This window comes from Rhizobium sp. BK060, assembly GCF_014193145.1.
Lineage (GTDB): Bacteria > Pseudomonadota > Alphaproteobacteria > Rhizobiales > Rhizobiaceae > Rhizobium.
The window spans coordinates 200,545-223,250 of sequence record NZ_JACHYW010000006.1; the positions used below are offsets into that span (position 1 = coordinate 200,545).

16 protein-coding genes are annotated in these 22,706 nt (G+C 62.3%); 11 read left to right on the forward strand and 5 right to left on the reverse strand.

Going from position 1 to position 22,706, the window contains the following annotated elements; genetic code table 11:
• Positions 1–17: 17 nt before the first annotated feature.
• Positions 18–1,109, forward strand: a complete 1,092-nt coding sequence (locus tag FHT71_RS09155; RefSeq protein WP_007797775.1) for a DUF475 domain-containing protein — start codon at positions 18–20, stop codon at positions 1,107–1,109.
• 128 nt (positions 1,110–1,237) lie between these two features.
• Here the strand turns inward: FHT71_RS09155 and FHT71_RS09160 are convergent, their stop codons facing one another.
• The 4 genes from FHT71_RS09160 to FHT71_RS09175 form a co-directional block, all read right to left on the reverse strand.
• Complete coding sequence (locus tag FHT71_RS09160; protein WP_007797771.1) at positions 1,238–1,405, reverse strand: hypothetical protein; 168 nt, start codon at positions 1,403–1,405, stop codon at positions 1,238–1,240.
• Between the two features lie 238 nt (positions 1,406–1,643).
• A complete protein-coding gene (locus FHT71_RS09165) occupies positions 1,644–3,161 on the reverse strand; it encodes a tripartite tricarboxylate transporter permease (protein ID WP_132589148.1) in 1,518 nt (505 codons plus the stop codon).
• 11 nt (positions 3,162–3,172) lie between these two features.
• The gene (locus FHT71_RS09170; protein ID WP_007797765.1) at positions 3,173–3,664 is read right to left on the reverse strand and encodes a tripartite tricarboxylate transporter TctB family protein; all 492 of its coding nucleotides are present in this window, start codon (positions 3,662–3,664) and stop codon (positions 3,173–3,175) included.
• Positions 3,661–4,605 carry a tripartite tricarboxylate transporter substrate binding protein gene (locus FHT71_RS09175; RefSeq protein ID WP_007797763.1) on the reverse strand — a complete coding sequence of 315 codons (945 nt, stop codon included), beginning with the start codon at positions 4,603–4,605 and terminating at the stop codon, positions 3,661–3,663. The genes FHT71_RS09170 and FHT71_RS09175 overlap by 4 nt, the downstream gene beginning before the upstream one ends.
• A 316-nt stretch (positions 4,606–4,921) precedes the next feature.
• Between FHT71_RS09175 and FHT71_RS09180 the strand changes: the two genes are divergently transcribed.
• Complete coding sequence (locus FHT71_RS09180; RefSeq protein ID WP_007797757.1) at positions 4,922–5,110, forward strand: hypothetical protein; 189 nt, start codon at positions 4,922–4,924, stop codon at positions 5,108–5,110.
• 20 nt (positions 5,111–5,130) lie between these two features.
• Here the strand turns inward: FHT71_RS09180 and FHT71_RS09185 are convergent, their stop codons facing one another.
• Positions 5,131–6,195, reverse strand: coding sequence for an ABC transporter substrate-binding protein (locus FHT71_RS09185; RefSeq protein ID WP_132589146.1), 1,065 nt, complete (start codon positions 6,193–6,195; stop codon positions 5,131–5,133).
• 137 nt (positions 6,196–6,332) lie between these two features.
• Between FHT71_RS09185 and FHT71_RS09190 the strand changes: the two genes are divergently transcribed.
• The 9 genes from FHT71_RS09190 to glgC all read left to right on the forward strand — a co-directional run bounded on the left by FHT71_RS09190 (position 6,333) and on the right by glgC (position 22,706).
• Positions 6,333–7,010: a response regulator transcription factor gene (locus tag FHT71_RS09190; RefSeq protein WP_007797751.1), complete on the forward strand. Its 678-nt coding sequence runs from the start codon at positions 6,333–6,335 to the stop codon at positions 7,008–7,010.
• A complete protein-coding gene (locus FHT71_RS09195) occupies positions 7,007–8,389 on the forward strand; it encodes a sensor histidine kinase (protein WP_183719515.1) in 1,383 nt (460 codons plus the stop codon). The genes FHT71_RS09190 and FHT71_RS09195 overlap by 4 nt, the downstream gene beginning before the upstream one ends.
• Before the next feature lie 110 nt (positions 8,390–8,499).
• Entirely contained in the window at positions 8,500–11,820 is a 3,321-nt protein-coding gene (locus FHT71_RS09200) for a transglutaminase family protein (RefSeq protein WP_132589144.1), read from the forward strand.
• Between the two features lie 13 nt (positions 11,821–11,833).
• Positions 11,834–14,251: a circularly permuted type 2 ATP-grasp protein gene (locus FHT71_RS09205; protein ID WP_132589143.1), complete on the forward strand. Its 2,418-nt coding sequence runs from the start codon at positions 11,834–11,836 to the stop codon at positions 14,249–14,251.
• Positions 14,248–15,135: a transglutaminase family protein gene (locus FHT71_RS09210; protein WP_132589142.1), complete on the forward strand. Its 888-nt coding sequence runs from the start codon at positions 14,248–14,250 to the stop codon at positions 15,133–15,135. The genes FHT71_RS09205 and FHT71_RS09210 overlap by 4 nt, the downstream gene beginning before the upstream one ends.
• A 172-nt stretch (positions 15,136–15,307) precedes the next feature.
• Complete coding sequence (locus FHT71_RS09215) at positions 15,308–16,486, forward strand: TadE/TadG family type IV pilus assembly protein (protein WP_132589141.1); 1,179 nt, start codon at positions 15,308–15,310, stop codon at positions 16,484–16,486.
• 270 nt (positions 16,487–16,756) lie between these two features.
• On the forward strand, positions 16,757–19,219 hold the full coding sequence (locus FHT71_RS09220) for a glycogen/starch/alpha-glucan phosphorylase (RefSeq protein ID WP_132589140.1): 2,463 nt from the start codon (positions 16,757–16,759) through the stop codon (positions 19,217–19,219).
• A complete protein-coding gene (glgB, locus tag FHT71_RS09225) occupies positions 19,216–21,423 on the forward strand; it encodes a 1,4-alpha-glucan branching protein GlgB (protein ID WP_132589139.1) in 2,208 nt (735 codons plus the stop codon). The genes FHT71_RS09220 and glgB overlap by 4 nt, the downstream gene beginning before the upstream one ends.
• 20 nt (positions 21,424–21,443) lie before the next feature.
• Positions 21,444–22,706, forward strand: coding sequence for a glucose-1-phosphate adenylyltransferase (gene glgC, locus FHT71_RS09230; protein ID WP_132589138.1), 1,263 nt, complete (start codon positions 21,444–21,446; stop codon positions 22,704–22,706).

The window sequence follows — 22,706 nt, forward strand, 5'->3', positions numbered from 1 at the left end:
GGCTGCGAGGTGCGGCCATGAACAACAGTTCCCCGCAAAAGTCAGCGCTCAGCTATTTCACCTGGGCCTTCATTTTCACCGGCCTCGGCCTGATCCTGGGGGCAGCCCTTGGCTGGCAAGCGACCGGCACCATCGGCGGCATGGCGACCGTCTTCTTCATCTGCACGGTGCTCGCCGTGCTGGAGATTTCGCTCTCCTTCGACAATGCCATTGTCAACGCCAACAAGCTGAAGGAAATGACGCCGGTCTGGCAGCATCGCTTCCTCACCTGGGGCATCGTCATCGCCGTCTTCGGCATGCGTATTATCTTTCCGCTGGCAATCGTCGCGATCGCCGCCAAGATCGGTCCATGGGAAGCCCTGGTGCTCGCCGCGCGGGAGCCTGCGGAATACGCCCGCATCATGAACGACGCGCACCTGCCGATCGCCGCCTTCGGTGGCACCTTCCTGATGATGGTCGGCCTCAACTACTTCTTCAACCATGAGAAGGACGTCCACTGGATCGCCGGGCTTGAAAAGCTCATGGCCCGCTCGGCGACGATCAAGGGTATCGAGATCGCCTTCGTTCTGGCGCTGGTTCTCGTGTTCTCGTCGTTCCTCGGCGAAGAAGAAGCCACGACCTTCGTGCATTGCGCCATCTATGGCCTTCTGACCTTCCTGGCGGTCGAGGTGATCGGCGGTCTGCTCGATGCCTCGCAGCAGACGATGAGCGCCGCCGCCAAGGGTGGTCTCGGTGCCTTCATCTATCTCGAAGTGCTGGATGCCAGCTTCTCCTTCGACGGCGTTATCGGCGCCTTCGCGCTGACGCAGAACCTCTTCGTCATCGCCATCGGCCTCGGCATCGGCGCCATGTACGTGCGCTCGATGACGATCATGCTCGTCGAAAAGGGAACACTTGCCGAATACCGCTACCTCGAGCATGGTGCCTTCTACGCGATCCTGATCCTCTCTGTGATCATGTACATCCAGACGATGTTCCATATTCCCGAGGTCATCACCGGCCTTGGCGGCGCGGCCCTGATCGGCATCTCGCTGTGGTCCTCCATCCGCTACAACAGAAAGGAGCAGGCAGAGGAGCGCGCGCAGGCGCACAAGGAACTGCACGCCTGAATCCGCTAGGCCGCACCCGATGGTGCGGCTTCATCTGGACAAAAAATAAAGCCCGCGACCATCCGGTTGCGGGCTGTTTGTATCTGGCGATCGCGGACCGCCAGAACCACGCCGACGCGCAGATAAGTTTAGTGGTTGATTCTGCCGAACATGCTCGGGTCGATGCCGAGCTCGCGCAGGTCGCGGGCCTTCGGACGACGGCCAGCTTCGATGCTGGCGCTCACGGCATTTGCGGCACCGATCACCGCAAAGGCGCGGCCAAGGAAACCATCGCGAACGGACTTACGGAAGGACATTTTCTTTCTCGCTTCGCTTTATGATTGACAGCTCAGATATGGCGAGGCGCAGGCCGCCCCACAAGCGACGGAAAATTCAGCCCTGCCATGCAAGAACACGCGATCAGCGGGCTTCGCTGGCTCGAAGAAAGAGCTGCTCCTCAAACCAGGCAGGACCTGTCCCCTTGTCACCAGACGAAAAGGCCGGCGATGTTTCCATCGCCGGCCGCAATTGAGGGGTTCGGGCAGTCTTTTTCTTTTAGTCCTCGTTTGCCGCAAGCTGGGACAGAACTTCGCCGCGTCCGCGCAACCGCAGGATCAGCGGGATGATGAAGGCTGCCGCGGCAACGATCAGCAATCCGGCGGCAATCGGCGACATCACCAACGTCGTCACATCGCCCTGGCTGATGGCGAGCGCGCGGCGCAGCTGCTGCTCGGCCAGCGGGCCAAGGATCAGGCCGACGACAGCAGGCGCAATCGGATAGCCGAAGAGCCGCATGATGTAGCCGAGGACGCCAAAGGCGAGCAGCATGCCGAGCTCGAACACCGATGGGTTGGCGCCGATCGTGCCGAGCGTCGCAAACAGCAGGATGCCGGCATAGAGCCATGGCTTCGGGATCGTCAGCAGGCGAACCCAGAGACCGATCAGCGGCAGATTGAGCACCAGCAGCATCGCATTGGCGATCAGAAGGCTGGCAATCAGACCCCAGACGATTTGCGGGTTGTTCGCAAACAGCAGCGGACCCGGCTGCAAACCGTATTGCTGGAAGCCGGCGAGCATGATCGCCGCCGTCGCCGTGGTCGGCAGGCCGAGCGTCAGCAGCGGCACCAGCGTTCCGGCCGCCGACGCATTGTTCGCAGCCTCGGGACCGGCAACGCCTTCGATGGCTCCCTTGCCGAACTCTTCCGGGTTCTTCGCGAGGCGCTTTTCCGTAGCATAGGAGAGGAACGTACCGATCTCGGCACCGCCGGCCGGCATCGCGCCGATCGGGAAGCCGATCAACGTGCCGCGTAGCCAAGCCTTCCACGAGCGTCCCCAATCCTGCCCCGTCATCCACAGCGAGCCCCTGACAGCCTCGACCTTCTCCTCACCACGATTGCCCTGGGCAGCGATATAAAGCGTCTCGCCGATCGCAAACATCGCGACCGCAAGCGTCGTCACCTCGACGCCGTCGAGCAGATCGGGAACGCCAAACGTAAGACGCGCCTGTCCTGTCTGTTGGTCAATGCCGACCATGGCAAGCGCAAAGCCGATGAAGAGCGACGTCAGGCCCCGCAGAGCCGAATCCCCGAAAGCCGAGGAGACGGTCACGAAGGCGAGAACCATGAGGGCGAAATACTCGCGCGGTCCGAAAATCAGCGCAAGCTTGACGATGTAGGGAGCGATGAAAGCAAGGCCGAGCGTTGCGATCAGTCCCGCGACGAACGAGCCGATCGCGGCTGTCGCGAGCGCCGGCCCACCGCGTCCCGCCCGCGCCATCTTGTTGCCCTCGAGCGCGGTGACGATCGAGGCGCTTTCTCCAGGTGTATTGAGAAGGATGGACGTCGTCGACCCACCATACATGCCGCCGTAGTAGATGCCGGCGAACATGATCAGCGAACCGGCCGGATCGAGCTTGTAGGTGACAGGAAGAAGAAGCGCGACGGTCAGCGCCGGGCCGATGCCCGGCAGCACGCCAACCGCAGTGCCGAGCGTAACGCCGACGAGCGCATAGAGCAGGTTCATCGGCTGCATGGCGACCAGGATGCCCTGGAAGAGGAATTCGAAGGTGCTCATCGCATCCAATCCTAGAAAAAGATTCGTTCGAACGGCCCGGCAGGCAGGGTCAGCTGCAAAAGCTTCGCGAAGATCACCCAGACGACGAAGCTGAAGGCGATGCCCGCAGGGATCGAGATCCAAAGTTTGCGACGTCCGAAGCCGGCCGCCGTGAACGCAAAGAGAATGCCGGTTGCGATCGAAAAGCCTGCTGTCTTGAGAAGCAGCATCTGCGCGGCAAGGCCGGCGACAATCCAGATGACAGGAGCGACTTCCTGATGCTCCCGCTCCGGAAACTCGTTGCGCCAGGCTTCGAAAACGGTCCAGATGCCGAGACCGATCAGCCCGAAGGCCACGACCTTGGGTGCGGTTGCCGGACCGATACGGTCATACTGGGCGATGGCGCGCATGTGCGAGGCATCCCAAAGCATGACGGCGGCGACGACGAAAAGACAGATGGCGATGACCAGCGCCGCCCAGTCGGGGCGGCGCTTCGTTGCCAAGGGTTCGTTACCCCTGCTCATTGAACAAGTCCGATCTCTTTGAGGATGGTTTCGGTTGCCGAAACGTCCTTGTCGAGCTGTGCCTTGAAAGCATCGCCGGCGAGGTAGGTATCAGCCCAGCCCTTGGTCTTCAGGATTTCCTGCCAACCGGCGGACTTCGAAAGCTTGTCGAAATCGGCGGTGATCGCAGCCGTCTGCTCGGCCGAAAGACCAGGTGCTGCAGCAACCATGCGCCAGTTCTGGACAGCGACGTCAAGGCCCGACTCCTTCAGCGTCGGCGCGTCGACGCCCTCGATGCGCTTGTCGCTGGAAACAGCCAGAAGCCGGAGCTGCCCGGCCTTCACCTGCGATTCGAATTCTCCGTAGCCGGAAATGCCCGCGGTAACCTGCCCTCCGAGAATAGCAGCCAGAGCTTCACCACCACCGGAGAAGGCGACATAGTTGATCTTCGTCGGGTCGACGCCGGCAGCCTTGGCGATCAGACCGACTGCGATATGGTCGGTGCCGCCTGCCGAACCGCCGCCCCAGGAAACCGAGCCCGGATCCTGCTTCAGCTTGGCAACGAGATCGGCCATCGTTTTGATGTCGGACGCAGCCGGGACGACGATCGCCTCGTATTCACCGGTGAGGCGGGCAATCGGCGTGACGTCCTTGAGGGTGACTGGCGACTTGTTGGTCAGTATCGCGCCGACCATGACGTAGCCGCCAACGATCAGTGCGTTCGGGTTGCCGTTGTTCTGGCCGGTGAACTGGGCGAGACCGATGGTGCCGCCGGCGCCAGGAACGTTCTGAACCTGAACGTTGCCTGAGATGCCTTCCTTCTGCATGACGGTCTGGAGCGAACGGGCGGTCTGATCCCAACCGCCGCCGGGGGCGGCCGGGGCGATGATGGTGTAGTCGGCCGCATGGGCCGGCAACGCGATCGCAGCTGCAAAAATGGTTGCAAGGAAAGTATGCTTCACGAGTATGTCCTCCGTGGGCGCGGCTGAGGAACCGCGCGTTGTTCTCGATGGAATCGGGAAAGACACCGCAGACGGACTTCAAGGTCCGATATGGCCGGCAAGCTCCTCCCGAAACTTCACCTCTCCGCCTCCACGGAGCTGAAGTTCTGCAAAGCGGACCACAACAAGCTGTCATTTAGCTGACACCGGCCAAGTATCCACCCCATAGCGACACTTTTTTGCCGCAATTGGTCCTGGCCGGGCGACATCGCAGAATTCGGCCGCGATGGAACTTGTCCGCGGCCCAGGCGTTAAGCAGGCCTAGGAGGATTGGGCCATGAGTTCTCACATCGATACCAAGCAAATCGAAAATGAGGGCTTACGACAGGTGTGGAGCGTGCGCGATTTCGCGCGCCGTCATCGGTTGGACAAGGAAGAGGAGAAGCGTCTCCTCGCGCTTTTCGGATCCTTCGCGACCAAGCAGGAATTGCTGGCCAACGCCCAGCGGCCCTGCCTGTTCCGGTAGCCCATTCCGCGAGGAACTCCCTATTGCGTGCGCAGCACTTCGTTCCAGTGCGCGATCAGTCGCGCGCGCTTCACCTGATCCAGATAGACCATCAATCCGGGGCTGACGGGAACGGGCCGTAATTGTGCGCCCAAGAGTTCCTGCATCGTATTGGCGGTATTTTCCCCCGCGACCTCAGGACTGACGGCCGGGATCTGCAATTCCCGCGCCATGATCGTCTGCCCCTCCTTCGACATGAAGAAGGATAGGTAGCGACGTCCCAGCTCGGGCTCACCAGCCGCCTGCGGGACAAGGCCGATACGCGACATCACGACGGTATAGTCCTTTGGCAAAACGATCCCGACATTAGGGTGACGCTTCGCCCAATCAGCGGCGTAGGAGCCGAGAATGTTGTAACCTAGGACGAAACGACCGTCTGAGACGCGCTCAAGAATGGCCGAGCTCGTTGAATAAAGCTTGACGCCGGCCGCGCCCATGGCACCGATCACCGACCAGATATCCCCGAACTGCTCCTGGTCGCGCGCCATGAACAGGAAACCGACGCCGGAGCGCTCGATGTCATAAGTGCCGATCCGGCCGTGCACCGCATCGCCCTTGCGCTTGAGGTAATCGACGAATTCGGCGCGCGAACTCGGCGGCGACTCACTGGCGAAGCTCGGCTTGTGATAGACGAACACCGCCGGCTCGAAGGTCAGCGCGTATGCGGTATTGCGCCAATTGGCCCATTTCGGCCAGCGCGCGCTCATCGGCAGGTTGCTCACCTGCGCATAGCCGTCGTTGGAGAGCTTCACCTGCAGGTCCATTGCCGACGAGAAGGCGAAATCCGCCGTACGCTTGCCGGAATCCGTCTCGCGCACGATGCGGTCGTAGATTTCCCCCGTTAGCATGTCTTCGTACCTGACCGCCACATCAGGGTTCGCCTCCTGGAACCCATGGATCATCGGCTGCGCCAGAGGCTCGTCGAGCGATGAATAAACGACAAGCGTCGGAGCCTCCGCATTGCCGGAGCGCGCGGGATAGAACACCTCGTCCGCAGCCGCAAAGCCGGGACAGAGACACAGCAACAGGAAAAGAACGCTCCTCATTGCACGACAATGCACGAGCGGCCACGATCCAGCAAGCCAGCGCGTCAGCCCCATTTGGCGCCCCCACCAAAACCGAAAAATCGCTATGACATCTTCGCACCCACCCTGTATCCTTTTCAAAAATCAAGGGAACATCCGTGCGCATTCTACTGGTGGAGGACAATATCGCGCTGGCCGACGGGCTTTCGGCCATCCTGCGCGGCACCGGCCATGCCGTCGACGTCGTGCATGACGGTGCCTCTGCTAACGCTGTCACGGCGGCCGAGAATTTCGATCTCGTCGTGCTCGACCTGAACCTGCCCGAGATGGACGGCCTGGAGGTGCTGCGCGCCATGCGCGCCCGGCAGAACCGGTCGGCCGTTCTCATCCTGACGGCGCGGGGCGCACCGGAAGAACGGGTCAAGGGCCTTGATCTCGGGGCCGACGATTACCTCATCAAGCCCTTCGACATCTCGGAATTCGAAGCCCGCGTTCGCGTTCTGCTGCGCCGCCAGGCCGGTCTGCATTCGGCGACCGTCAGCTTCGGCGGCCTCTCGCTCGATCTCAATTCGCGCGCCTTCTCCGCCGGCTCGACACCGCTGGACATTCCCGCCCGCGAGCTTGGCCTTCTTGAAATCCTCTTCATGCGCGCGGGAAAGGTCGTTGCCAAGGAAGCGATCATCCAGTCGCTGACCGCCTTCGACGACGACATTTCGGCCAATGCGATCGAGCAATATGTCAGCCGTTTGAGGAAGCGGCTGTCGCCCTATGGCCTCACCGTGAAGACGGCACGCGGTATCGGCTACTATCTCGACAAGCTGCCCGAGGCCCCATGACAACAGCTTATTCGCTCAGACGAAGGCTCTTGTTCTGGCTGCTGATCTCGACCGCCATCATCGGCATGGTCGCGCTTGCGGACACCTACCGCGAGGCCGTGCAGACCTCCAACATCGTATCGGACCGGGTGCTAGCCGGCTCGGCACTCGCCATCGCCGAACGCGTGGTCGTCGCGGAAGATGGCACGCTCGAGGTCGATATCCCCTATGTCGCGCTGGAGATGCTGACCTCGGCAGCACAGGACCGCGTCTTCTACCGCGTCGACGGGCCGCCCGGAAAATTCATCACCGGCTACCAGGCGCTTCCGGTCCTTGCCGAAACCGTGGGTGACACCGCCGCCTTTGCTGATGATACGTTCCGTGGCGAGCCGATCCGTGTCGCAACGCTCAAGCGCTCGGCCTCGACAGGTATCCGCTCCGTGCCCTTCGCCGTTACCGTCGCCGAAACCACGATTGCCCGCCGTCAGCTTGCCCGCGCCATCCTCTTCCGCTCGGCGCTCCGCCTCTCCTTGATGATCGCAGGGGCTGCCGTCATCGTCTGGATCTCGGTCACCGTCGCGCTGCGTCCGCTTTACAAGCTGCGCGACGCGATTGGCGAGCGCAGCCCCGACGATCTCCATCCGATCGAACAATCGGTTCCAAGCGAGGTGCAGCCGCTGGTCGATACGGTCAACGGCTTCATGGTGCGCCTGGAATCGGCGCTCGATGCGCTTCGCAACTTCACCGGCAACGCCAGCCACCAGTTGCGTACCCCGCTTGCGATCATCCGCATGCAGCTCGCGTTATCGGCCCGTGCCGGCACATTGGTCGAAGCACAAGGATCGGCCTTGAAGGGCGATCAGGCCGTTGCTCATGCCGAACGAATCCTCGCGCAATTGCTGCTGATGGCGAAGATCGATGCCGCAACGGCCAAGGAGGCGCTGACGGCGTCCTCGATCGACCTGACGGCCATCGCGCAGGAAATCACCGGGGAGCTCATCCCGGCCGCCGCCGAGGCCGGCATCGACCTCGGCTTCGAAGGTGACCGCCCTGCGCTCGTCCGTGCCGAGCCTTTGCTGATCGGCGAACTGCTACGCAACCTTGCTGGAAACGCCATCGCCTATGCAGGCAAGGGCGCAGAGGTGACCGTCCGGATATCCGAGACGGATGACACCGTCTGCCTCGACGTCGAGGACAATGGCCCCGGCATTCCGTCCGATAAGCTTGCCGCCGTCCGGCAGCGTTTTTCGCGTGGCAGCGATTCCGGCGCGCCGGGCGCCGGGCTCGGACTGCCGATCGTCGAGGAGATCGCGGGCCTCTTCAATGCGGCGCTGACGCTGGAGCCCGGCGCGAACGGAAAGGGCCTCAAAGCCTCAGTGACTTTTGCGAAGGCTGCCTAAAGGGTTAGCCGGCTTTGCCTTACCGACTTGCATTCTTTCGCTGCATTGCACACACTGCCATCAGGGAATAGCAAATGCCGTCAACGATACGGCAGCGGACAAGGCAATACATGTCGATCAAAGCCAGCATCTATCATCTGACGCATTACAAATACGACAAGCCGGTCCGCCTCGGGCCTCAGATCATCCGCCTCAAGCCCGCCTCGCATTCGAAAACGCGGGTCATCAGCCATGCGCTGAAGGTCTCGCCGTCCAATCATTTCGTCAACCTGCAGCAGGATCCCTACGGCAACTATCTCGCCCGCTACGTCTTCCCCGACCCGGTCACTGAGTTCAAGATCGAGGTCGATCTCGTCGCCGACATGACGGTCTACAATCCCTTCGATTTCTTCATCGAGGAGAGCGCCGAGATGTGGCCCTTCTCCTATCCCGAAGACATCAGGGACGACCTGAAGATCTACATGCAGCCGCAGCCGGTGGAGCCGGCGCTGGCCGCCTATCTCGCCGGCATCGACCGCACACCGGTTCGCACCACGGATTTCATCGTCGGCCTCAATGCGCGGCTTAAGAACGACATCGAATACGTCATCCGCATGGAACCGGGTGTCCAGACCCCGGAGGAAACGCTGAAGCTGGCGCTCGGCTCCTGCCGCGATTCCAGCTGGCTGCTGGTCGAAATCCTGCGCAATCTCGGCCTCGCCGCCCGCTTCGTCTCGGGTTATCTCATCCAGCTGACGCCCGACCTGAAGGCGCTCGATGGCCCTTCGGGCACCGAAGTCGACTTCACCGACCTGCATGCCTGGTGCGAGGTCTATCTCCCCGGCGCCGGGTGGGTTGGCCTCGACCCGACTTCGGGTCTTCTGACCGGCGAAAGCCACATTCCGCTGGCCGCCACCCCGCACTACCGCAACGCCGCGCCGATCTCCGGCGCGCTCTACGGCGAGGCCAACACCGAGTTCGCCTTCGACATGAAGGTCGCGCGCGTTGCCGAGCATCCGCGTATCACCAAGCCCTTTTCCGACGACAGCTGGCACGAGCTTAACGAACTTGGCGCCAAGGTCGACCGCATCCTCGAAGCCGAGGACGTACGGCTGACGATGGGCGGTGAGCCAACCTTCGTCTCCATCGACGACTTCGAATCCGAGGAATGGAACACCGCCGCCGTCGGCCCGACCAAGCGCGACAAGGCCGACATGCTGATCCGCAAGCTGCGCGAGCGCTTCGCCCCCGGCGGCTTCCTGCATTACGGCCAGGGCAAGTGGTACCCCGGCGAAAGCCTGCCGCGCTGGACCTTCTCGCTCTACTGGCGCAAGGACGCCAGGCCGATCTGGCAGAACCCGGATCTGATCGCCGGCGAAGGCAAGGAGACCGGCGCCAAGGCCGAGGACGCCTCGAACCTGCTCAACGCCATCGCCAGGGAACTGGCGATCGAGACCGATATGGTGCTGCCCGCCTACGAGGATCCGGCCGAATGGATCATCAAGGAAGGCAGCCTGCCCGAAAACGTCGATCCGTCCAATTCCAAGCTGAAGGACCCGGAAGAGCGCAGCCGCATCGCCCGCGTCTTCGAGCGCGGCCTGACGACGCCGACCGGCTATATCTTGCCCGTCCAGGCATGGAACGCCAGGGCTTCGGGCAGGCGCTGGGTCAGCGAGAAATGGAAGACCCGCCGCGGCAAGATCTTCCTCGTGCCCGGCGACAGCCCCGTCGGCTACCGCCTGCCGCTCGGCACCCTGCCCTATGTGCCACCGGCCCGCTTTCCCTATATCCATCCCGCCGATCCCTCTATCCCGCGCCAGCCGCTGCCCGAAGTCTTCGTGCCCAGCGGCCGCGCCATGCCGGAAGCGTCCCGTCAGACCGATGACAGCAGCCAGAACCGCGTCGAGCAGACGATCGGCGAAATCGGCGGCGCCGTGCGCACCGCGATCTCGGTGGAACCGCGCGACGGCAGGCTCTGCGTGTTCATGCCGCCGGTCGAGCGCATCGAGGACTACCTCGAGCTGATTGCCGCCGCCGAAAACGCAGCGGCCGAACTCGGCCTGCCCGTCCACATCGAAGGCTATTCGCCACCGCAGGACGAGCGCATCAATGTCATCCGCGTCGCCCCCGATCCCGGTGTCATCGAGGTCAACATCCATCCCGCCTCGAACTGGCAGGATTGCGTCGACATCACCACGGCGATCTACGAGGAAGCCCGGCAAAGCCGCCTCGGCGCCGACAAGTTCATGATCGACGGCCGCCACACCGGCACCGGCGGCGGCAACCACGTGGTCGTCGGCGGCGCCAATCCCGGCGACAGCCCGTTCCTGCGCCGCCCCGATCTTCTGAAGAGCCTGGTGCTGCACTGGCAGCGCCACCCCTCGCTCTCCTACATGTTCTCTGGCATGTTCATCGGCCCGACCAGCCAGGCGCCGCGCATCGACGAAGCCCGCCACGACAGCCTCTACGAGCTGGAAACGGCGCTTGCCCAGATCCCCGCGCCCGGGCGCGGCCCGACGCCGCTGCCGTGGATCACCGACCGGCTGTTCCGCAACACGCTGATCGACGTCACCGGCAACACCCACCGCGCCGAAATCTGCATCGACAAGCTGTTTTCCCCCGATGGCCCAACCGGCCGCCTCGGCCTCGTCGAGTTCCGCGGCTTCGAAATGCCGCCGAATGCCCGCATGTCGCTTGCCCAGCAATTGCTGGTGCGCGCGCTCATCGCCCGCTTCTGGCAAAACCCCGCCGACGGCCGCTTCGTCCGCTGGGGCACGACGCTGCACGACCGCTTCATGCTGCCGCACTTCGTCTGGGCCGATTTCCTCGACGTGCTCGGCGATCTCAAGCAGAACGGCTTCGACGTCAGCCCGGAATGGTTCAAGGCGCAGCTCGAATTCCGCTTCCCCTTCTGCGGCGAGGTCGAATACGAGGGCTCGAAACTGGAGCTGCGCCAGGCGCTGGAACCGTGGAATGTGATGGGCGAGGAAGGCGCAATCGGCGGCACCGTGCGCTATGTCGACAGCTCCGTCGAGCGGCTTCAAGTGCGCCTCGAGACCAGCAATGCCTCCCGCTACACCGTTACCTGCAACGGCCGGACCGTGCCGCTGACGCCGACCGGCAGCGCGGGTGTCTCGGTCGCCGGCGTCCGCTTCAAGGCCTGGCAGCCAGCGTCGGGATTGCATCCGCTTTTGCCGGTCAACACACCGCTGACCTTCGACATTTATGATACATGGTCGAAGCGTTCGATCGGCGGCTGCATCTATCATGTTGCCCATCCGGGCGGGCGTAACTATGACACCTTCCCGGTCAATGGTAACGAAGCGGAAGCAAGGCGTCTGGCGCGATTCGAGCCGTGGGGGCATACGGCAGGTGCATTCATTCCGCATGCCGAGACAGCTTCACCGGAATTCCCGCTGACGCTGGATCTTCGGCGACCGGTGGGAATCTAGACGTTAGGACAAAATGGGCAAAAAACCGACGGCCGAACTGAGGGAAGAGCCACGCAGCCGCACCGGAAACGATGCGGTACTCGGTTATGCCCCTCTGCCTGGCGTCGCCGACGAAATGGTCGACACAAACGGCGCCATCCGGCCCGTCTGGCAACGTTTCTTCGCGCATCTGAGCGGCATGCCCGAAAAGGATCTGACCGAGCGCTTCACCCGGGCCGACCGTTACCTGCGGGATGCCGGTGTCTTTTACCGCGCCTATGGCAGCACCGGCAGCGCCGAGCGCTCCTGGCCCCTCTCGCATGTGCCTGTCCTGATCGATGCGCGCGAATGGGAGGCAGTATCCGCCGGCCTCGTTCAGCGCGCCGACCTGCTTGAGGCGATCGTTGCCGACATCTACGGCCAGAATCGGCTCGTCGAGGACGGCGTCCTGCCGCCAGCACTCATCGCCGCCAATCCGGAGTACCAGCGTCCGCTCGTTGGCGTCACTCCAGCTGGCGGCCATTATCTGCATTTCTGCGCCTTCGAGATCGGCCGCGGCCCTGACGGCAACTGGTGGGTGCTGGCCGACCGCACCCAGGCTCCCTCAGGCGCCGGCTTTGCGCTGGAAAACCGCGTCGCGACGACCCGCGCCTTCTCCGACATCTACGCGGAAACGCCCGTCCACCGGCTGGCCTCCTTCTTCGGCGCGTTCCGCGATTCGTTGCAGGGCATGAAGCACAGCGGCGACGACCGTATCGCCGTCCTGACGCCCGGCCCCGCCAACGAAACCTACTACGAGCACGCCTATATCGCCCGCTATCTCGGCTTCATGCTGCTCGAAGGCGAAGACCTGACCGTCGTCAACGGCAAGGTCATGGTCCGCACCGTTTCGGGGCTCAAGCCGATCACTGTGCTATGGCGCCGCCTTGATTCAGCCTATGCCGACCCGCTCGAACTGAACCAGAATTCGCATATCGGTACGCCCGGCCTCGTCGAGGCGCTGCGCGCCGAAAGCGTGACAATCGTCAATGCGCTCGGCAGCGGCATCATCGAAACACGCGCGCTGCTGGCCTTCATGCCGATGATCTGTCGCCGGCTGTTTGGCGAAGAACTGAAACTCCCCTCGATTGCGACCTGGTGGTGCGGTCAGAAAGATGAGCGCGAGCATGTGGCCGAGAACATCGAGAAAATGGTGATCGGCCCCGCCTATTCGCGCGCACCCTTCTTCGACGACAGCGGCGAATCCGTGCTCGGCTCGAGCTTGCGCGCTACCGCCAAGGACTCGATCGGCGATTGGTTGAATTCCGACGGCGCAAGACTCGTCGGGCAGGAAGTCGTGACGCTGTCGACGACACCGGCCTGGATCGGCGGCAAGCTGACGCCGCGGCCGATGTCCTTGCGCGTCTTTGCCGCCCGCACGGCCAATGGCTGGCAGATCATGCCGGGCGGTTTTGCCCGCATCGGCGGCAGCGACGACGTTTCAGCCATCGCCATGCAATCGGGCGGTGCGGCCGCTGACGTGTGGATCGTTAGCGACAAGCCGGTTGAACGCCATACGCTGCTGCCGGCGGAAGGCAGCTTCACCCGCAACATGCCGGGCAGTTTGCCGAGCCGCGCCGCCGACAACCTGTTCTGGCTCGGCCGCTACATCGAACGCGCGGAAGGCGCGCTGCGCATCCTGCGCGCCTGGCACGCCCGCTTTGCGGAAGCCGCCGATCCGAGCCAGCCGCTGCTGGCCGACGTGACTGCCTATCTGGCGGCCGTCGACATCGACACCGAAGACGCGGTGCCAAACACACTGCTGCGCAACATCGACAGCGCCGTCTATTCCGCCAGCAATATCCGCGACCGCTTCTCGCCGGACGGCTGGCTGGCGCTCACCGATCTCGCCAAGACCGCGCGACGGTTCCACGAGACGATCTCGCCCGGCGACGACGCCAGCCATGCGATGACGATCCTGCTGCGCAAGCTCGCCGGCTTCGCAGGTCTCGTGCACGAGAACATGTATCGCTTCACCGGCTGGCGCTTCCTCTCGCTCGGCCGCCATATCGAGCGCGGCCTGCACATGACGCGCCTGCTCGGCCACATGTCGGGGCCGGACGCCCCGGACGGCGCGCTCGACATGCTGCTCGAGATCGGCGACAGCGTCATGACCCATCGCCGTCGCTATAACGTCAACACCGCCCGCCTGACTGTGACCGATCTGCTCGCGCTCGATCCGCTCAACCCGCGTTCGATCCTCTTCCAGATGAATGAGATCCACCGCGAGGTCGAACAACTGCCGAACGCACTGGTCAACGGCCAGATGTCGCCGTTCTACCGCGAAGCGATGCGTCTGCACTCCGGCCTTGCCGTCATGACGCCCGAGACGATGAGTGTCGATGTCTATCGTCGCCTCGAACGCGAGCTGGAACTGCTGTCCGACCTTCTCGCCCGCACATATCTCGGGTGACGCGCGTGCTCTACGACCTCTCCCTGCACATGGGCTACATCTACGACACGCCGGCTTCCGGCGCGCGCCACATCATGCGGCTGATGCCGTTGTCGCTGCCAAACCGTCAGCGGCTGATTGCCGGCTCGATCAAGGTCTCGCCAACGCCGGACGAGCAGGCGCACTTCGTCGATTTCTTCGAGCACCCGGCAACCTCCTTCATGCTGCGCGCGCCGCACGAGAAGCTGGACATTCGGATGCAGGCCCGCGTCCAGGTGGAGAGCCATTCGATCTCGGTAGATTTTTCGCCGGTGCTTGCGAAGCTGCCGGATGAAGTCGCGGGCGTCTGGTCGCTGAAGCCCGATTCCCCGCACCACTTTCTCGGCAACAGCCCCCGCCTGCCGGAAACGCGCGCGATCTCGGAATATGCGAAGGCCTGCGCCGAACCGTCACTGACGGTGCTGCAGATCGCCACGGCACTTTGCGCCAAAATTCATCGGGATTTCACCTACGACGCCGAAGCCACGACCGTCGATACGACCCCGCTCGAGGCCTTCCAGTTGAAGAGCGGCGTCTGCCAGGACTTCGTCCATGTGATGATCCTTGCGCTCCGCAGCCTCGGCATCCCGGCTGGCTATGTCTCGGGCTTCCTACGCACCATTCCGCCGCCCGGCAAGGAGCGGCTGGAGGGCGCCGACGCCATGCACGCCTGGGTCAGGGTCTGGTGCGGCGAAACGATCGGTTGGATCGAGCTCGACCCGACGAACAACATCCCAGCCGGCACCGACCACATCGTCGTCGCCTATGGCCGCGACTACGCCGACGTCGCGCCTGTCATCGGCGTCCTGAAGAGCTACGGCGGCCAACGCGCCGTCCAGGCAGTGGATGTGATCCCGCTCAGTTGATTGACATCCGATAGCTGTATTGGCGCTGCGCATCCCTCAGGCAAGGCGTTTTCACCGAGGCTGCGCACAAGAAAGTGACATTCCGTTAGAATCTTAACGACCTGATAAAGGTGAACTCAAGAATTGAGGCGCATGAGTTAAGCATATTGGGGCACTAACTCAGGTGAACATGATGAGCACCTTTCAAGCGCTGAAGTCGAGCCTGTCTCGGCTGCGGAACGACCGGTATGGCAATTTCGGGATCATAAGCGCAGTTCTGCTGCCGGTCACAATAGGAGCGGGCGCGCTCGCCGTTGACATCACCAACGCTGCAATGGCGAAGCATCAGCTGCAGGAAGCCTCCGATGCTGCGGCGCTTGCCACCGCCTCCGCCCTTGCTGACGGAAAGATCGACACAACGACCGCCTCGGCCTTCGCGAAGGATTTCCTTGCCGGCCAGATGGCAAACTTCATTGGCGACACGACCGCACTGAGGAATGCCACCACTGCCACGGCGACCAAGACGACCTCCAGCGGCGGCGCAAGCTACAGCGTGAGCGTCTCATCTTCCTACAGCATGGATCTGAGCGGCCTGGCACACGTCATCGGCTTCAAGACCACCAATATCGGCGCGGCAAGCGAAACGGCGAGCGGTTACTCCGAAAAGCAGGGTTCCGTCTCGATCTTTCTCGCACTCGATAAATCGGGGTCGATGGGCGAGCCGACGACGACCACCTACAGCTATACCTGCGGCAGGAACAACAATAAGACCTGCACAGGCTATTACACTAAAATTGAAGCATTGAAGCTTGCGGTCGGCAATCTGACGGCAGAACTGGACAAGGCGGACCCGACCCACATCTACTCCCGCACGGGTGCCGTCGCCTATGACATCAAAACCTATGCGGAAACCGCGCTCGCCTGGGGAACCAGTGGTGTAACCACCTACGTCAACGCATTGGTCGCAGCCAACGGCACGAATTCCAGCGGGGCTATGAACAAGGCCTACACGTCTTTGACCGCCCTGAACAACGCCGGAAATGACAACGAAACCGCGCTGCACCAGGCCAAGACTCAGCAGACGCCCAAGAAATATATCGTCTTCATGACGGACGGTGACAACAACAACGATCCATCGGGTGGTCGTTCGTATGACACCCTGACCAAGGACACGTGCAATACCGCCAAGAGCAAGGATATCGAAATCTACACGGTCGCCTTCATGGCGCCTGAGAATGGCCAGGCGCTGCTGAAGTATTGCGCGACAGACGACAATCACTACTTCAAGGCAGAAAGCATGTCCGATCTTCTCTCCGCCTTCAAGGAGATCGGCGCAAAGACCTCCAATCAGACAACACGCTTGATCAACTGATCTCTTCGCGCAGTTTTCCCAACAAATAAGCCGCTCCGGAACCAACCGGAGCGGCTTTTCGTTTCGAAACGCGCGTATCAAAATCGGAAAACCGATTGAAATCAAGCTCTTTCCGCAAAGGAGCGTCGAGCCTCGTCAATTTTATCGTTTGGGTAATTCCCTTGTTGCAAGTGCGTTGTAACGATGCATAAACTGCGTCTTTAGTGCGTGGTAAACCGATTGAAATTGACATAACGCACTGAAACCAAACAGAATTGGCGAGGACTGACGATGAACACCGTTTCGAAGCCGACCATCCCTTCCCCCGCCCCCCGCAGTTCCAAGCCTGAAATTCTCGCCGAGGAAATCATCGAGCGCCTGACCTACCGCATCGGCAAGGATGCGAAGGTCGCCAAGCCTCATGACTGGCTGACTGCCACCATCCTCGTCGTGCGTGACCGCATCATCGACAAGTGGATGGAATCGACCCGCAAGGTCTATGCGACCGGCGACAAGCGCGTTTACTACCTCTCGCTCGAATTCCTCATCGGCCGCCTGATGCGCGATGCGATCTCGAACCTCGGCCTCATGGAACAGGTTCGCGACGCGCTCGCCTCGCTCGGCGTCGATGTTTCCGTCATTGCGGGCCTCGAGCCAGATGCAGCCCTCGGTAACGGTGGCCTCGGCCGTCTGGCCGCCTGTTTCATGGAAAGCATGGCGACCGTCGAGGTGCCTGCCTATGGCTACGGCATCCGCTACGTACACGGCCTCTTCCGCCAGCAGCTTGCCGACGGCTGGCAGGTGGAACTGCCGGAGAGCTGGCTGGCGCACGGCAATCCCTGGGAGTTCGAGCGTCGCGAAAGCGCTTACGAAATCGGCTTCGGCGGCACGGTGGATGTCGTCGGCAACCCCGAGGGCGAGCCGCGCTATGTGTGGAAACCGGCCGAGCGCGTCATTGCCGCGGCCTTCGACACGCCTGTCGTTGGCTGGCGCGGCAAGCGCGTCAACACGCTGCGCCTCTGGTCTGCCCAGCCGATCGACCCGATCCTGCTCGATGCCTTCAACGCCGGGGATCACATCGGCGCGCTGCGCGAAAGCAACAAGGCGGAAAGCCTGACTCGCGTTCTTTATCCGGCCGATGCGACGCCGGCCGGTCAGGAGCTGCGCCTGCGCCAGGAGTTCTTCTTCTCCTCCGCATCGCTGCAGGACATTTTGCGCCGTCACCTGCAGCAGTATGACGACTTCACGTCGCTGCCCGACAAGGTGGCGATCCAGCTCAACGATACACATCCGGCCGTTTCCGTCGCCGAACTGATGCGCCTGCTGTGCGATGTTCACGGCCTCGACTTCGACCAGGCCTGGGACATCACCCGCGGCACGATCGGCTACACCAACCACACGCTTCTTCCCGAAGCGCTGGAAAGCTGGCCGATTCCGCTCTTCGAGCGCCTGCTGCCGCGCCACATGCAGATCATCTACGCGATCAACGCCAAGGTGCTGGTCGAGGCGCGCAAGACCAAGACTTTCTCCGAGACGGAGATCCGATCGATTTCCCTGATCGAGGAAAGCGGCGAGCGCCGCGTGCGGATGGGCAATCTCGCCTTCGTCGGCGCCCATTCGATCAACGGCGTTTCGGCGCTGCACACCGACCTGATGAAGGTTACGGTCTTTGCCGACCTGCACAAGCTCTATCCCGACCGCATCAACAACAAGACGAACGGCATTACGCCGCGCCGCTGGTTGCAGCAGTGCAACCCCGGCCTGACCTCGCTGATCCGGGAGGCGATCGGTGACGACTTCCTTGATGATGCCGAAAAGCTGAAGCCCCTCGACAAGTTCGCGAACGATGCAAGCTTCCAGCAAAAGTTTGCGGCGGTTAAGCGTGCCAACAAAGTCGCCTTGTCCAATCTTGTCGCCAGCCGCATGGGCATCAAGCTCGATCCGTCGGCGATGTTCGATATTCAGATCAAGCGCATCCACGAATACAAGCGCCAGCTGCTCAACATCATCGAGGCCGTCGCGCTCTACGATCAGATTCGCTCGCACCCCGAGCTGGACTGGGTCCCGCGCGTCAAACTCTTCGCCGGCAAGGCGGCACCGAGCTATCATAACGCCAAGCTGATCATCAAACTGATCAACGACGTCGCCCGCACGATCAACAACGACCCGGCCGTCCGCGGCTTGCTGAAGGTCGTGTTCGTACCGAACTACAACGTCTCTCTGGCCGAGGTCATGGTGCCCGCCGCCGACCTGTCCGAGCAGATCTCGACGGCCGGCATGGAAGCATCCGGCACCGGCAACATGAAGTTCGCCCTCAACGGCGCGCTGACCATCGGAACGCTCGACGGCGCCAATGTCGAGATGCGCGATCACGTCGGCGAGGACAACATCATCATCTTCGGTCTGCGTGCCGACGAAGTCGCCGCCGCCCGTGCCGATGGCCACAATCCCCGCGCCATCATCGAGGCGTCGCGTGAGCTGTCTCAGGCATTGTCGGCGATCAGTTCGGGCGTCTTCTCGCATGACGACCGAAACCGATACGCGGCGCTGATCGAGGGCATTTATGCGCATGACTGGTTCATGGTTGCTGCCGATTTCGATGCCTATGCCCAGGCCCAGCGCGACGTCGACCAACTCTGGACCGATCCATCGGCATGGAGTTCGAAGGCAATCTGCAACACGGCGCGGATGGGCTGGTTCTCGTCCGACCGAACGATACGCCAATATGCCAAGGAAATCTGGAGAGCCGGATGAAAACGCCGAAAGCCACCCTTGAAGTCAGACTTCCCTGGGAGATTTCGGCAGACGAGATAGCGGCAATCCTCGCAGGGTCGCATTCCAACCCGTTCGCCGTTCTCGGCGTTCACAAATCGGGCGATGCCTATGTCGCCCGCTGCTTCATTCCGGGTGCCGAAGAGGTGACGGCGATGGCGCTCGATGGCAGCGCCATCGGGGAACTGAGTCGGCAGCATCCGGACGGCTTTTTCGCCGGACAGGTTTCGGTGACGAAGCTGCAGCCGGTGCGTTACCGCGCGCGGCGCGGGGACGCCGAGTGGGCTGTGACCGACCCCTACAGCTTCGGACCAGTCCTTGGACCGATGGATGATTATTACGTGCGGGAGGGCTCCCACCTACGCCTCTTCGACAAGATGGGCGCGCACTGGATCAAGCACGAGGGCGCACAGGGCATCCATTTCGCGGTCTGGGCGCCGAACGCCCAGCGTGTCTCCGTCGTCGGTGATTTCAACGGCTGGGACGGCCGCCGCCATGTTATGCGTTTCCGCTCCGGCGCCGGTATCTGGGAGATCTTCGCCCCTGATGTTCCGACGGACGTCGCCTACAAATTCGAGATCCGCGGCCACGACGGCGTTCTTCTGCCGCTGAAGGCCGATCCGTTTGCCCGTCGCAGCGAGTTGCGCCCGAAGACGGCCTCGGTCGCGGCGTCCGAACTGCTGCAGGAATGGGACGACGAAGCGCATCTGAAGCACTGGAGCGAGACCGACAAGCGTCGTCAGCCGATTTCAATCTACGAGGTTCATGCCGGCTCCTGGCAGCGGCGTGATGACGGCACGTTTCTCTCCTGGGACGAGTTGGCATCCCGGCTGATCCCCTACTGCGTCGACATGGGCTTCACTCACATCGAGTTCCTGCCGATCACCGAGCACCCCTATGATCCGTCCTGGGGATACCAGACGACCGGGCTCTATGCCCCGACCGCCCGCTTCGGCGAGCCTGAGGGTTTCGCGCGCTTCGTCAACGGCTGCCACAAGGTCGGCATTGGCGTCATCCTCGATTGGGTGCCAGCCCATTTCCCGACCGACGAACACGGCCTCGGCTGGTTCGACGGCACGGCGCTCTACGAGCACGAAGACCCGCGCAAGGGCTTCCATCCCGATTGGAACACCGCGATCTACAATTTCGGCCGCACCGAAGTCATCTCCTACCTCGTCAACAATGCACTCTACTGGGCCGAGAAGTTCCATCTCGACGGCCTGCGCGTCGATGCCGTCGCCTCGATGCTCTACCTCGACTATTCCCGCAAGCACGGCGAATGGATCCCGAATGAGTACGGCGGCAACGAGAATCTGGAGGCCGTCCGCTTCCTGCAGAACATGAACACCCGCATCTACGCCGAGCATCCCGGCGTTATGACCATCGCCGAGGAGTCGACGTCCTGGCCGAAAGTGTCGCAGCCGGTGCACGAAGGCGGCCTCGGCTTCGGCTTCAAGTGGAACATGGGCTTCATGCACGACACGCTCTCCTACATGAGCCGCGAGCCGATCCACCGCAAGCACCATCACAACGAACTGACCTTCGGCCTGCTCTACGCCTATTCGGAAAACTTCGTGCTGCCGCTCTCCCATGACGAGGTGGTACACGGAAAGGGCTCGCTGATCGCCAAGATGCCGGGCGACGACTGGCAGAAGTTCGCCAATCTGCGGGCCTACTACGCCTTCATGTGGGGCTATCCAGGCAAGAAGCTGCTCTTCATGGGCCAGGAATTCGCGCAATGGGCCGAGTGGAGCGAGGCGAAGTCGCTCGACTGGAACCTGCTGCAGTACCGCATGCACGAGGGCATGCGCCGGCTAGTGCGCGACCTCAACCTTACCTATCGCAGCAAGCCGGCGCTGCATGCCCGCGATTGCGAGGGCGATGGCTTCGAGTGGCTGATCGCCGACGACCACGAGAACTCCGTCTTCGCCTGGATCCGCAAGGCACCGGGCGAAAAGCCGGTCGCCGTCATCTGCAACCTGACGCCGGTTTACCGCGAGAACTATACAGTCCGCCTCCCGTTCGAGGGACGGTGGCGCGAGATATTGAATACCGATGCCGACATCTACGGCGGCAGCGGCAAGGGCAATGGCGGCCGCGTTCAGGCCGTCAACGCCGGCGGCAACATCGCCGCGTCGATCACCTTGCCGCCTCTGGCGACAATCATGCTTGAACCTGAGAACTGAAGACTGGTGGGAGGATAAAAATGGTAGAAAAACGTGTTCAGCCACTTGCCCGCGACGCAATGGCCTATGTTCTTGCCGGCGGTCGGGGAAGCCGCCTGAAGGAACTCACCGATCGTCGCGCCAAGCCGGCAGTCTATTTCGGCGGCAAGACGCGCATTATCGATTTCGCCTTGTCGAACGCCCTGAACTCGGGCATCCGCCGCATCGGCGTCGCCACCCAGTACAAGGCGCACTCGCTGATCCGCCATATGCAGCGCGGCTGGAACTTCTTCCGCCCCGAGCGAAACGAAAGCTTCGACATCCTGCCGGCCTCCCAACGCGTCTCCGAGACGCAATGGTATGAAGGCACGGCCGACGCGGTCTACCAGAACATCGATATCATCGAGCCCTACGGCCCGGAATACATGGTCATCCTCGCTGGCGACCACGTCTACAAGATGGACTACGAGTGGATGCTACAGCAGCACGTCGATTCCGGCGCCGATGTCACCATCGGCTGCCTGGAAGTGCCGCGCATGGAAGCCGTCGGCTTCGGCGTTATGCATGTTGACCAGAACGATAGGATTATCGACTTCATCGAAAAGCCTGCCGACCCGCCGGGTATTCCCGACAAACCGGAATTCGCGCTGGCCTCGATGGGCATCTACGTGTTCCACACGAAGTTCCTGATCGATGCGCTGCGCCGCGACGCGGCCGACCCGAACTCCAGCAAGGATTTCGGCAAGGACATCATCCCATACATCGTCAAGAACGGTAAGGCCGTGGCCCATCGCTTCGCGCAATCCTGCGTCCGCTCCGATTTCGAGCATGAGCCCTATTGGCGCGACGTTGGGACGATCGATGCCTATTGGCAGGCCAACATTGACCTCACCGCGATCGTTCCGGAACTGGATATCTACGACAAGTCCTGGCCGATCTGGACCTACGCAGAAATCTCGCCGCCGGCAAAATTCGTCCATGACGACGAGGACCGCCGTGGCTCGGCGACCTCGTCCGTCGTGGCCGGCGACTGCATCATCTCGGGCGCAACGCTGAACAAGAGCCTCCTCTTCACCGGCGTGCGCGCCAACTCCTATTCCAAGCTCGAAGGTGCGGTGGTTCTCCCGAGCGTCAAGATCGGCCGGCACGCCCAGCTCCGGAATGTCGTGATCGACCACGGCGTCGTCATTCCGGAGGGCCTCATCGTCGGCGAGGATCCGGACCTCGATGCCAAGCGCTTCCGGCGAACCGAAAGCGGAATTTGCCTGATCACCCAGCCAATGATCGACAAGCTGGGTATGTGA